12 protein-coding genes are annotated in these 12,400 nt (G+C 35.0%); all 12 read left to right on the top strand.

The genetic code is table 11. The annotated features are described in order from the left end of the window. Nucleotides 1-11 precede the first annotated feature (11 nt). The 12 genes from NHG49_RS08740 (at nt 12) to NHG49_RS08795 (ending at nt 12,098) form a co-directional block, all read left to right on the top strand. Nucleotides 12-1,586, top strand: a complete 1,575-nt coding sequence (locus NHG49_RS08740) for a flagellar M-ring protein FliF (protein WP_258125796.1) — start codon at nt 12-14, stop codon at nt 1,584-1,586. Nucleotides 1,587-1,599: 13 nt separating this feature from the next. Continuing rightward, nucleotides 1,600-2,604 carry a flagellar motor switch protein FliG gene (locus NHG49_RS08745; protein ID WP_048561266.1) on the top strand — a complete coding sequence of 335 codons (1,005 nt, stop codon included), beginning with the start codon at nt 1,600-1,602 and terminating at the stop codon, nt 2,602-2,604. Beyond that, on the top strand, nt 2,591-3,280 hold the full coding sequence (locus NHG49_RS08750; protein ID WP_258125798.1) for a FliH/SctL family protein: 690 nt from the start codon (nt 2,591-2,593) through the stop codon (nt 3,278-3,280). Before NHG49_RS08745 ends, NHG49_RS08750 begins: the two co-directional genes overlap by 14 nt. Beyond that, a complete protein-coding gene (fliI, locus tag NHG49_RS08755) occupies nt 3,277-4,581 on the top strand; it encodes a flagellar protein export ATPase FliI (protein WP_098251843.1) in 1,305 nt (434 codons plus the stop codon). The genes NHG49_RS08750 and fliI overlap by 4 nt, the downstream gene beginning before the upstream one ends. Nucleotides 4,582-4,697: 116 nt before the next feature. Continuing rightward, on the top strand, nt 4,698-5,108 hold the full coding sequence (locus NHG49_RS08760; RefSeq protein WP_029440761.1) for a hypothetical protein: 411 nt from the start codon (nt 4,698-4,700) through the stop codon (nt 5,106-5,108). A gap of 10 nt (nt 5,109-5,118) precedes the next feature. Beyond that, nucleotides 5,119-6,234, top strand: a complete 1,116-nt coding sequence (locus tag NHG49_RS08765; RefSeq protein ID WP_258125801.1) for a flagellar hook-length control protein FliK — start codon at nt 5,119-5,121, stop codon at nt 6,232-6,234. 3 nt (nt 6,235-6,237) lie between these two features. Then, nucleotides 6,238-6,810 (top strand): flagellar hook assembly protein FlgD, encoded by a 573-nt coding sequence (locus tag NHG49_RS08770; RefSeq protein ID WP_258125803.1) that lies wholly within the window; start codon nt 6,238-6,240, stop codon nt 6,808-6,810. A gap of 21 nt (nt 6,811-6,831) precedes the next feature. Continuing rightward, nucleotides 6,832-8,145, top strand: coding sequence for a flagellar hook protein FlgE (flgE, locus tag NHG49_RS08775; protein WP_258125805.1), 1,314 nt, complete (start codon nt 6,832-6,834; stop codon nt 8,143-8,145). A gap of 49 nt (nt 8,146-8,194) precedes the next feature. Continuing rightward, nucleotides 8,195-8,533, top strand: coding sequence for a DUF3964 family protein (locus NHG49_RS08780; protein WP_258125807.1), 339 nt, complete (start codon nt 8,195-8,197; stop codon nt 8,531-8,533). A 324-nt stretch (nt 8,534-8,857) separates the two neighbouring features. Next, nucleotides 8,858-9,343 carry a LysR family transcriptional regulator gene (locus tag NHG49_RS08785; RefSeq protein WP_258125808.1) on the top strand — a complete coding sequence of 162 codons (486 nt, stop codon included), beginning with the start codon at nt 8,858-8,860 and terminating at the stop codon, nt 9,341-9,343. A 275-nt stretch (nt 9,344-9,618) separates the two neighbouring features. Then, a complete protein-coding gene (locus NHG49_RS08790; protein WP_222660585.1) occupies nt 9,619-10,527 on the top strand; it encodes a chemotaxis protein in 909 nt (302 codons plus the stop codon). A 623-nt stretch (nt 10,528-11,150) separates the two neighbouring features. Further along, nucleotides 11,151-12,098 carry a DNA-binding domain-containing protein gene (locus NHG49_RS08795; protein ID WP_222660900.1) on the top strand — a complete coding sequence of 316 codons (948 nt, stop codon included), beginning with the start codon at nt 11,151-11,153 and terminating at the stop codon, nt 12,096-12,098. Nucleotides 12,099-12,400 lie beyond the last annotated feature (302 nt).

Raw genomic sequence — 12,400 nt, forward strand, 5'->3', positions numbered from 1 at the left:
GGTGTGTTTAAATGGAAAAGATAAAAAATGTTATCCAATCATTAAAAACGTGGCATAAGTTAGTAATCGGTGCTGCGCTTTTAGCGATTGTAACAGGAGCACTTTTATACTTCACCTTGCCAGATAAATATGTTGTTGTATATCAAAATTTAAATGATACAGATAAGCAAGAGATTACAGCAGAATTATCGAAGTTAGGTGTCGATTATCAATTAGCAGCCGATGGTTCGATTCGTGTGCAAAAAAATGATGCTCCATGGGTTCGAAAAGAAATGAATGGGATGGGCTTACCGTTTAATTCTAAAAGCGGTGAGGAAATTTTATTAGAAAGCTCGCTCGGTTCAAGTGAGCAAGATAAAAAAATGAAGCAAATTGTCGGTACGAAAAAGCAATTGGAGCAAGATATCGTAAGAAACTTTGCGACAGTTGAAACGGCAAATGTTCAAATTACATTACCTGAAAAAGAGACAATTTTTGATGAAGAAAAAGCAAAAGGAACAGCGGCAATTACTGTAGGTGTGAAACGTGGCCAATTATTAACTGCAGATCAGGTTGCAGGTATACAGCAAATGATTAGTGCAGCAGTTCCAGGTGTAAAAGCAGAAGAAGTAAGTGTGATTGATAGCAAAAAAGGTATTATCTCAAAAGGAGCAGATGAAGCGCATTCTACTAGTTCCTCTTCTTATGAAAAAGAAGTAGAGATGCAGCAACAAATTGAAGGTAAATTAAAGCAAGATATTGATGCAACGTTAATGACGATGTTTAAACCGAATGAATATAAAGTGAATACGAAAGTGTCTGTAAACTATGATGAAGTTACACGCCAGTCAGAAAAATATGGTGATAAAGGTGTACTTCGTAGTAAACAAGAGCAAGAAGAAAGCTCTACTGCACAAGAAGGAGCAGAGACGAAACAAGGCGCTGGTATTACAGCGAACGGTGAAGTGCCAAATTACGGTACGAACAATAATCAAAATGGTAAAATCGTCTATGATAATAAAAATGGTAACAAAATTGAAAACTATGAAATAGATAAAACAGTTGAAACAATTAAGAAACACCCAGAATTAACGAAAACAAATGTTGTAGTATGGGTAGACAACGATACGTTAGTAAAACGAAAAATAGATATGACTACTTTCAAAGAAGCAATCGGCACAGCTGCTGGGCTTCAAGCTGATCCGAATGGAAACTTTACAAACGGTCAAGTTAACGTTGTAACTGTTCAGTTCGATCAGCCGAAAGAAGAGAAGAAGAAAGAGCCAGAAGAAAGTGGTATAAACTGGTGGTTATTCGGTGGAATTCCAGCTGGTTTATTAGCGATTGGTGGTCTAGTATGGTTCCTATTAGCAAGACGTAAGAGAAAGAAAGAAGAAGAGGAATATGAAGAATACTTAGCAGAAGAGGAAATTGCTGCAAGTAGTGAAAGTATTATGGAAATTCCTGAAGAAAAAATAGTACCAGAACCAAAACCTGAACCAGAAGGACCGACAGAACCGACGTTAGATGAACAAGTGCAGGATGCTACGAAAGAACATGTAGAAGGTACTGCAAAAGTAATTAAAAAATGGTTAAATGGACAGTAAGGGAGGAACAACGATGTTAGATGAAATCTCCTCCAAAGAAAAAGCTGCCATCCTTATTCGTACATTAGAAGAAGGGGTGGCAGCAAAAGTCATTGAATATATGACGGCTGAGGAAAAAGAAGTATTACTTCGTGAAATCGCGAAGTTTCGTGTATATAAACCGGAAACGTTAGAAAATGTACTAGGGGAGTTCTTATATGAATTAAATGTAAAAGAATTAAACCTAGTGACTCCAGATAAAGAATATATTCGTCGCATATTTAAAAATATGCCAGAAGACGAACTAGAAAAATTATTGGAAGATCTTTGGTATAACAAAGATAATCCGTTTGAATTCTTAAATTCACTTGCAGATTTAGAACCGCTTCTTACTGTACTTAATGATGAGTCGCCACAAACGATTGCGATTATCGCTTCTTATATTAAACCGCAGCTTGCTTCTCAATTAATTGAGAGATTACCAGATCATAAGCGAGTAGAAACGGTAATGGGGATTGCGAAGCTAGAGCAAGTTGATGGTGAATTAATAAATCAAATTGGTGATTTATTAAAATCAAAATTAAATAATATGGCATTTAATGCAATTAATAAAACGGATGGCTTGAAAACAATAGTAAACATTTTAAATAATGTTTCACGAGGTGTTGAAAAAACAGTCTTTCAAAAGCTGGATGAAATGGATTATGAGTTATCTGAGAAAATTAAAGAAAACATGTTTGTATTTGAAGACTTACTCGGACTTGAAGCTCTTGCACTTCGTCGTGTATTAGAAGAAATTACAGATAACGGTGTTATTGCGAAAGCACTTAAAATTGCAAAAGAAGAAATTAAAGAGAAATTATTTACATGTATGTCTTCAAACCGTAAAGAGATGATTCTAGAAGAATTAGATGGCTTAGGACCGCTTAAGATGACGGATGCTGAAAAGGCACAGCAAACGATTACAGGCACAGTTAAAAAGCTAGAGAAGGAAGGAAGAATTATCGTTCAAAGAGGTGAAGATGATGTCCTTATTTAAAAACAGAATTCCGAAGAATTCTGTTTCTTTTTCTGAAGAAACGTATGAATTACAATTTCCAAAGTCAGCCGCAGTTCATATAGAAGAGGAAGAATTACAAGTTGATCACGCAGAACTTCGCGCGCAACAAGAATCGTTACATATGGAAATGAATCAACTAAGGCAAGAACAACAAATGTTAGAACGAGAGCGTCAACAGCTATTGCAAGATAAAGAACAATTTCAAATGCATATTCATGAACAAATGGAACAGATGGAAGCAGCACGTATGCAGTTTCAAAAAGAACAACAAGAAACAGCATATGAATGGACAGAGTTATTATGGGATCAATCTTTTCAACTAGCAGAAAAAATTGTAAATCAAGCAGTAGATTCGCGCGTGCTCGATGTGTTACCTATTTTAACTGGTATCGTTCAAACGTTGCCTACTTCGTTTGAAAAATTAGTCATTACAGTACATCCAGAAACATTTGAACGTATTCAAGAAGAGAAGGAAAATACGAAAGAATATTGGCTACTACAATTAGTAGAATGGAAGTATGATTTCTCCTTGCAGTTCGGTGAATTTGTTCTGGAAGAAGAGAAAGAGTTCTTTGAATTTAAATTTGCACCTATATTTGCGAAACTTCGCCAGAAATGGGAAGAGGGGAAGTTATTTGAGGAGCAAAATGTATGAATAACAAGCTCATGAACGAACATAGTAAATGGAATACGTTTATTGAAACCCCGTTTTATACGAAAGTCGGTAAAGTTCATAGTGTACAAGAACAGTTTTTCGTAGCGAAAGGGCCAAAGGCGAAAATTGGAGATGTTTGTTTCGTTGGGGAACATAATGTTTTATGTGAAGTGATTGCGATTGAAAAAGAAAACAATATGCTACTTCCATTTGAGCAAACAGAAAAAGTATGTTATGGAGATTCAGTTACATTAGTTGCAGAAGATGTTGTCATACCTCGTGGGAATCATTTACTCGGAAAAGTGTTAAGCGCAAATGGAGAAGTGTTAAATGAAAACGCTGAAAACATTCCATTGCAAAAAATAAAGTTAGATGCTCCGCCTATTCATGCATTTGAACGGGAAGAGATTACCGATGTATTTGAAACGGGAATCAAATCTATTGATTCTATGCTAACAATTGGCATCGGTCAAAAGATTGGTATTTTTGCTGGATCAGGTGTTGGTAAATCTACTTTACTCGGAATGATTGCAAAAAATGCAAAAGCTGATATAAACGTTATTAGTTTAGTAGGAGAGCGTGGCCGGGAAGTAAAAGACTTTATTCGAAAAGAATTAGGCGAGGAAGGTATGAAGAAAAGCGTCGTTGTCGTAGCAACGTCAGATGAAAGTCACCTTATGCAACTTCGCGCAGCTAAGCTTGCAACATCTATCGCTGAATACTTCCGAGACCAAGGTAATAACGTACTTCTTATGATGGACTCTGTTACTCGTTTTGCTGACGCGCGTAGAAGTGTTGATATTGCCGTTAAAGAGTTGCCGATCGGTGGTAAAACACTCTTAATGGAAAGCTATATGAAGAAGCTGTTAGAGCGCTCTGGGAAAACACAAAAGGGATCCATAACAGGTATTTATACCGTACTCGTCGATGGAGACGATTTAAACGGCCCTGTACCAGATTTAGCGCGTGGTATTTTAGATGGACATATTGTATTAAAACGTGAGCTTGCAACACTTAGTCATTACCCTGCTATTTCAGTGCTAGACTCAGTGAGTAGGATTATGGAAGAAATCGTTTCGCCAACTCATTGGCAACTTGCAAATGAAATGAGAAAAATCTTATCTGTTTATAAAGAAAATGAATTGTATTTTAAATTAGGGACGATTCAAGAAAATGCAGAAAATGCTTATATTTTTGAATGTAAAAACAAAGTAGAAGGTATAAATACGTTTTTAAAACAAGGTCGATCTGATAGTTTCCAATTTGATGATATTGTTGAAGCGATGCACCATACAGTATAAGACCTCTGCCCAAGAGGTCTTATTTTTTTGTTTTTTAATATTTCACAGATTTTTTTGGAAAAAAACTATATAATAGAAAAAGAGAACGTTATAATAGGAAGGGGCTATGAAAACAGGTGGATAAGCAGCAGTACGACACGATAAAATTGCAAATAAATCAAGAAAAAGAACAGATTTTGAAAGAAGTGTATGAATTAACAGCTGAAAAAAGAAAAATAGAACAAAAAAAAGAATATGATTTATATGTTGTGAAATCGCGTAGTAAAGTCGTACAAACTGGGCAGCGTATAATGGCTGGCATGCTTTCGTCACATACGTTTTCACCTGAAAGAATAGAAGAATGGAATCGGAAAATTAAAAAAACGGAAGATTTTATTCGAAAAAATGAAAGCCTTTTAGAACAAGTAAAAGAAAAAGAACGTGTCATTGATGAGATGTATCAAGAAGGTTGTAGAAAGCTGGCTAAAGTACGAGAAAAGCAGGAAGAAAAAATGCTTCTTGATTTGAAAATGTGTATGAATGGATGAGGTGAATATAGTGATACAGTCTGTATTACCGGTGCAACAAAGTTTACCTCCGCAAAAAGAAAAAGGGCTAGAAGTACAATCAAAAAGTGAAGATTCTTCATTCGATCGTACGATGAGAATGGAAAATAAAAAGCAGCCGAAAACGGAGAAAATGAAACGAGAAGAAGCACCAAAAGAAGAAAAAAAAGAATATATTCTTTCTAAACAATCAGTAACGAAAGAAGAGCCAATTGTAAAGAAAGAAGAAAAAAAAGAGACAGAACAGTTGTTATTAGCTGTATCTGAGCAAATGGTTGCAATTGAGCAATTACGTGTGCAACCGGAATTGTTATATCAATACATACAAAAAATACAAGAGCTATATAAAGAATATGGGAATATAAAACTTAACGAATTACCCGCCAATGAATTACAACAGTTGCAAGAGCTTCTTTCAAATATGAATATCAAAAATGCTATATGTTTAGAAGATACAATGCAAATGGTATTAGACAAAATGAAGATGCCGGAGCAAACGATGCAAGCATTAAAAATTATAGAAACAGAAACTTGTAATATTGCAAAGAAACAAGAAGATTCCAAAGGCTTAGATGTAGATCTTCCAAAAGCTGAGGGCGATGATGTAAAGATAGAGTTGCCTGAAGGTGATGTGTTAAACGATTCGAGTTCAACGGGTGCGGAGTTACTAAATAAAGCAACGGGTACGGATCAAATAGGAAAATCAAATAGTGGCGCTGAGAAAGTTACGTTACCTGACTTAGGAAAGAAAATGGAAGCACAAGTAGAAGCGTTGCAAAAATTTGTAGTGAAACAAGAGCGTGTTTTATTTCAGTTAAACCCAGAAAAACTTGGTACATTAACGGTGTTTATGAAAAAACATGGAGATCAAATTGATGTTCACGTAGAAATGGAAAAACACGATGCGAAAAAACGTGTTGAAATCATTTTTGATGAATTGAGATTGAAGTTAAAAGAAAAAGAAATCAATATTCAAATTAGCTATTCAGATAAAGATGAAAATCGAAAAGAACAGCGAGAACAAGAGCAAAGACAAAAACAAAAATTAGCAAGTACGAAACATGAAAAACAACATTCAAAAGAATTTGCGGGATTATTGGAGGAATAAAGTGTGCCAACATTTGGATTAAATACAACGAGTACAAATCATATTCCGTTACAAGCAGGAGCACAAACAAAAAACGCATCTGTTACTGGTGCACAGTCGACAGCTCAACAAGCAAACGGAGTATCAGCAAATACTCAAAAAACACCCGGTATTATGGATAAAGATGATTTCCTGAAACTTTTTTTAGCAAGCTTTCAACATCAAGACCCGTTTAATGCGATGGATATGAACCAAATGATGAACCAAACAGCACAGCTATCGCTTATGGAGCAAGTACAGAATATGACGAAAGCAGTAGATAAACTGCAATCAACGATGTATTCGACGGCTCTTGATGGAGGGATGAAGTTTTTAGGAAAGTACGTTAGAGGTGTAAGCAATAATGGAAAGCAAGTGACTGGTCAAGTGGAAACAGTTCGACTTGCTGAAAATAACGATGTGCAACTTATTGTTGATAATCAAATTGTCTCACTTCGTTTCATAGAAAGGGTTTCTGATAAACCGATAACAGAAACTAATCCGGAAGATGAGAAGAAAGATGATATAGAAAAAAATGAAGAGGTTAAGCAAGATTAATAAAAGGAGTGTACAAAGGTTATGATTAAAGCGTTATATACAAGTATTACAGGGATGAATGCAGCACAAAATGCATTAAGTGTTACTTCAAATAATATTGCAAATGCACAAACAGTTGGATATAAAAAGCAAAAAGCTATTTTTGATGATTTGCTATATAATAATACGGTTGGTTCACGTGGTGATGGTGCTTATGCTGGTACGAATCCAAAGAGTATTGGTAACGGTGTAAAGTTCAGTGGGACATCTACAGATTTTAGTGATGGCTCTATTACTTTAACTAGTGATAAGATGGAGACAGCGATAGAAGGAAACGGTTTGTTTTTAGTTGGTGATCGTAATGCTGGAAATGTAGAGTATACGAGAAAAGGATCTTTTAGTGTATCGAAAGATAGCTATGTTACAAATACAGGTGGACAGTATGTACTAGGTTATGGTGTAAAAACAGGAACACAAGAAGTAGATTTTTCTTCACGACCAAGCCCAATTCATATTCCAATGGGATCAGCTGTTGGTGGGATTCAAACAGATAAAGCGACAATAGGCGGAAACCTTCCTAGAAACCAAAATGCATTATCCCACGAATTCACAGTTTTTGATGCGGAAGGGAACTCGTTAACGTTACGTGTAAATATTAAGCAAAAGACTGAATCAGAGACTGTAGATGGTAAAGTAGTTGAAAAGCCGAAGCAAGGTGAATATACATATTCAGTTTCTGTAAGAAATGATTCTAAAAACGAAAAAGAATTTAAGCCTATTGAAGGCATGCCGGACAACAAACCGCTTATATTTGATACATTGGGAAATTTAAAGCAAACAGATGAACCTGTACAAAAAGATCCAGTAACTGGTGAAATTACTAAAGGTGGAACTATTACAATTCCTTTTGGTGATGGTCTAACACTTGATTTAAGCGGATTAACAAATTATCCCACAGGGAAAACTATTTCTACAACAGAAGTAACGGGGCGTCCAGCTGCAATTGCAAATGACTACTCTATTTCTGACGGTGGTTTCGTTATGATGAAATATTCGGATGGTAGTATGAAAGTTGTAGGACAACTAGCTGTAGCTACATTCCCAAATTCAGGTGGATTAATGAAAACAGGGAATGGAAATTACGTTGCGACACCATCAGCGGGTATTCCAGGAATAGGTGTTGCTGGTGAGAATGGTGCAGGGAATGTACGAGGGTCAGCAAAAGAAAGTTCAAACGTAGACTTATCCGTAGAGTTTGTTGATTTAATGCTTTATCAACGTGGATTCCAAGGAAATGCGAAAGTAATTAAAGTTTCAGATGAAGTATTAAATGAAGTTGTAAACTTAATTCGATAATATATCATAAAGTAAAATTGTAATGTAGTAGAAAGGGTTTTTTATTCGTATGACGACAAGACAAGAGCGAATTTTACAATTGCCTTTTTTCGAAAAAAAACGTGAACTTGCAGAGCAAGTGTTAAAAATGGAACGAGAAGAGCATATATATTTACCTGATCAATTTGAAATTAAGCAAGTACCTGCATATTCATTTGGTGAAAAGCAAACAATTATTGGCCGTATTCATGAGTTTTATTTCATAAGTGTTGGTAACGAAGGAGAATGGAAGTATCAACTGTTCAAGGACGAGATGAAATGCCGTGAGTTTTTTATTACACTATCAGGAATAACGGATCAGCAGATTGCATTTTGGTTCAATAACATCGAGTTGTTGAAAAGCTCTTAAAAGCCCTCTTTTAGGTTTTGAGAGAGGATCTGGCGGTATGTGGTAGCGCGGTCAGTACCTATGAGGGTGCTCGACCGATGTGTAAGGACAGAGATATGGAGAGTTTACTAGAGGAGTTGAAGAAGCGGTAAGCGAAGTGTGGTGGCGCTTATTGTTTAATAGAGTCTCGACTGATGTAAGAACAAAGCTATGCATTGTTACTAGAGTAGTTTAAGAAGATGTAAATGAAGTGTAGTATGAATAATACCTGTGGTCTTAGCGTGTTAGATGGACTAATAAGTTTATTTGTGATGATAGATTTCTATAAAAGGAGAGGTGAGGAGGATGGCGCAAAATAAGTATCGCGTTACATTCATTTCGCCAAGTGAGGTTGAGCAGCGGACTGTAATGGCGGCGAGTAGTTTGCCGGATTTAATTCGTAAAGTAGAGAGTATTATTGCAGATCCAAACGGTTATTTTGTAAATGATAAAAAAAATAATTGTTATTTTAAAGTGATTAAAGATAATGTTACGTTTATTCAATATGAGTTACTATTTTCGGATAAGGAAATTCATATTGAAAAATTAAAACATATAGCACCAGCTATATTGAAACAATTATTTAAAAAAATAAATGATCCAGAATTATATGCCCTCGCGCTATTGGATGTTGATATAGCGACGAAAGAATATGTGTTAGAAGAAATGAATCCGGAGCTAAGAATCAGAGTAGAAACGGAACTTTCGAAAAAATGGGAAGCACTGCCGACAGAAATTGTGGGAGCGCAAGAAGTTTTATTAGAGGCAATTGCTTCATTTATACAAGATTAAGCGTCTTTTTAAATAAAGTGAAACTTTAATTAGTGGGGGATGTTCATGCCCCACTAATTATGAGGTGAACCAATCGGGCGTTTACGGGAATGTGATCTCCTACCTAACTTCTTTTCTCTAGCCAATTTTTGAGGTGGGGATTTTACTACCCGCAAATAGCGGGATAAATAAATCGTTCAACTATCTATATTTTTTATATAGGTAGTTGACTTTTTCGGTTTAATAAAGCTTAATAATTAGATATACGGAATTAATGGAAGGGGAGCGACACCTTTATGTCACAAGCACAAAGTATTTTATTAGAAAGTGGAACAAATGAATTAGAGATTGTCACATATACTGTTGGTGACAACCTATTTAGTATCAACGTAATGAAAGTACGTGAAATCATTAATCCATTCCCTGTTACAACTGTGCCAGAATCTCATCATGCAGTTGAAGGTGTTGTTCAAGTACGTGGTGAAATTTTACCTGTTATTAACTTAGCAACGGCTCTTAATTTAAAATCGACAAAGCCACTTGATCAAACGAAATTTATTATCTCAGAATTAAATCAAATGAAGGTTATTTTCCGCGTTGATGAAGTGCATCGTATTCAACGTATTTCGTGGGAACAAATTGATGAACCAGCTTCATTATCTATGGGATTAGAAGAAACGACATCTGGTATTGTAAAGCTAGATGGGCAAATCATTTTATTATTAGATTATGAGAAAATTGTATGCGAAATTAGTGGTACTGGTTATGATAATAAATCACTTGCAGGGTTAGAACAGAAAACAGATCGAGCTGAAAAAGTTATTTATATTGCAGAAGATTCAGCGATGCTTCGTCAAATATTAGAAGAAACATTATCATCAGCTGGATATACGAAAATGAATTTTTTCAGCAATGGTGCAGAAGCATTAGCACAAATTGAAAAGTTAGCGAAAGAGCAAGGTGAAAAAATGTTTGAACATATTCACCTGTTAATTACTGATATTGAAATGCCGAAAATGGACGGACATCATTTAACAAAAGTTGTTAAGGATAGTGAAGTAATGAATCGTTTACCGGTTATTATTTTCTCTTCATTAATTACAAATGAATTATTCCATAAAGGCGAAGCTGTAGGAGCAAATGCGCAAGTAAGTAAGCCAGATATTCAAGAGTTAATTGGTTTAGTTGATAAGTTAGTGCTTTAAAAGCTTTTATTGGCTGGAAGAGAGAATCTAGCGAGGTCAGTGCCTAATAGAGCCCTATACGATTAAGACCAGAGATATGGAGTAGTTTTAGGTCAGTAGAAGAATAGAGCCTTTAATTGAGGGTTTGAAGAACCGATATACAACTCTATTCTTTTAGTAGGGAAGGAGGGAACTAGCCATGTGTAAGTAGTACTGGCTAGTTCCTTTTTAGTATTCTATACTCTGTATAGGCGGAAAGATGGGACGTTTTGGAGTGTTTGTGGCTGTATGAATAGTCTCTACTTCGAGATTTTCAATTCGTTTAATAAATAAATAGCGGGCTTGTTTATTTAAAAATATAAGAGAGCGTATTTTTGGAATATGCTAGTAAGGTTGCGTAGTAACGCAAACTTTTTCGGTGAAAACATATCCGAAATACCATATAATATAATTAATATGTAATTATACATATTAATCAAAAGTAATTTTTCTATTTCTATACTTTCTATACATTTTTGTATGTTTAGTATTTGACAGATAATTTTGAAATGTTATAATATGGATATACAAAAATTGCTATTTTCTGAAATGACATGGGAGTCGGATGAGAATTGTGAAAGGATGAGGGGGGAGTGGCACAGATTATGTATCACCACACAGCAATCAATGTATTAAATCTTTTACAAAACATGTCAAATAATAAAATGAACGATGTGCAACTAGAAGAGGAATTAAAAAAAATAGAGAAACAATTCCGAGTAGAGTATGAAGAATTAGTTGATTTATATAATAGAATGGTATTATTTCAAATAGAAATAGAAAAACATGGCGGGATGCGGGTATATGAAAAATCAACAATTACATGGCTGAAGTCTGAGCTAGAGTTACTGTATGAAGTGTATCAATTTTCACAACGTCACGGTTTAAACATTATTAATATTTCAAAATACGTTAGTAAAAAAGAACTAAATCTTTTTCCAAAAACAGCAAGTCAATTACAAAATACGTATTACAAATTAAAAAAATGTGAAATACCGTTTGAAAATATTGAAAAACAAAAACCAGGACGAAAGCGAAAATATACGCCTGTAAAAGAACCGATTGTTGAAATGAAAAAAGAAAACAAACAAGAAGTAAGAAATGAAGTTCCAAATACAGAGAACGAAAAAAGCCTTGTAACAGTTATATCTGGTATTGTTGATAATTTTGAAACGATTAGCCAGTGTAGTGAAAGAAAAGAGCATGAACTACATCAGTTCATGGATGGGATCTATAAGCTTTCTAGCATGGCTGCAGAGCGTTCAAAAGGTGAAAGGAATGCTCGTGGTCTTGAAGGTGAGTTACATGTATTACGAGCTGAAAATGAAAGGCTCAAGCGAGAAAAGGAAGAGCTTGTTCATGATATAAAAGAAATGACGCATCATTTAATTCATTTCATTACGAGCTCTGATATTGATCAAATTCGCACATTGCCATTCTTCGTAAAAGAATGTAAACAAGATTTGCATAAATTAGGGTTATATAACGCACAAGACGGTAAAATGAAAATTATGGTTGATCGTAGTGGACAGGTTATGACTGTAACACAGTAATAAAATTTGGGTACAAAATAAAAGGGAGGTACATAGTTTATATGTATTTCCCTTTTGTTTTGTATGGAATCGTTCCGGGAAAAGGGGGAATATGTGAAAATGAAGCATTTAATTAAAAAAGAGATAAGGCTTCTTTCCGAGGTGAAGATATTCGAAAAGGAATGATTTTTAGGAAACGAAGAGTTTATATCAATCTAGGTATTTCATTTCTTCTTTGCTACATTTGATTACAGCGAAGTACCAGTTGTGAAAAAGTGTTAAGTAAAAGAAGGTATATTAATTACAATTGGTGGTGTATCAGT

Source organism: Bacillus sp. IBL03825 (assembly GCF_024712505.1).
Lineage (GTDB): Bacteria > Bacillota > Bacilli > Bacillales > Bacillaceae_G > Bacillus_A > Bacillus_A wiedmannii.

Bases quoted from the DNA above. Each gene is read 5' to 3' on its own strand.
- NHG49_RS08780 (WP_258125807.1), top strand. From the start codon at position 8,195: ATGACGACAAGACAAGAGCGAATTTTACAATTGCCTTTTTTCGAAAAA.
- NHG49_RS08750 (WP_258125798.1), top strand. From the start codon at position 2,591: ATGTCCTTATTTAAAAACAGAATTCCGAAGAATTCTGTTTCTTTTTCT.
- flgE (WP_258125805.1), top strand. From the start codon at position 6,832: ATGATTAAAGCGTTATATACAAGTATTACAGGGATGAATGCAGCACAA.
- NHG49_RS08790 (WP_222660585.1), top strand. From the start codon at position 9,619: ATGTCACAAGCACAAAGTATTTTATTAGAAAGTGGAACAAATGAATTA.
- NHG49_RS08745 (WP_048561266.1), top strand. From the start codon at position 1,600: ATGTTAGATGAAATCTCCTCCAAAGAAAAAGCTGCCATCCTTATTCGT.
- NHG49_RS08785 (WP_258125808.1), top strand. From the start codon at position 8,858: ATGGCGCAAAATAAGTATCGCGTTACATTCATTTCGCCAAGTGAGGTT.
- NHG49_RS08795 (WP_222660900.1), top strand. From the start codon at position 11,151: ATGTATCACCACACAGCAATCAATGTATTAAATCTTTTACAAAACATG.
- fliI (WP_098251843.1), top strand. From the start codon at position 3,277: ATGAATAACAAGCTCATGAACGAACATAGTAAATGGAATACGTTTATT.
- NHG49_RS08740 (WP_258125796.1), top strand. From the start codon at position 12: ATGGAAAAGATAAAAAATGTTATCCAATCATTAAAAACGTGGCATAAG.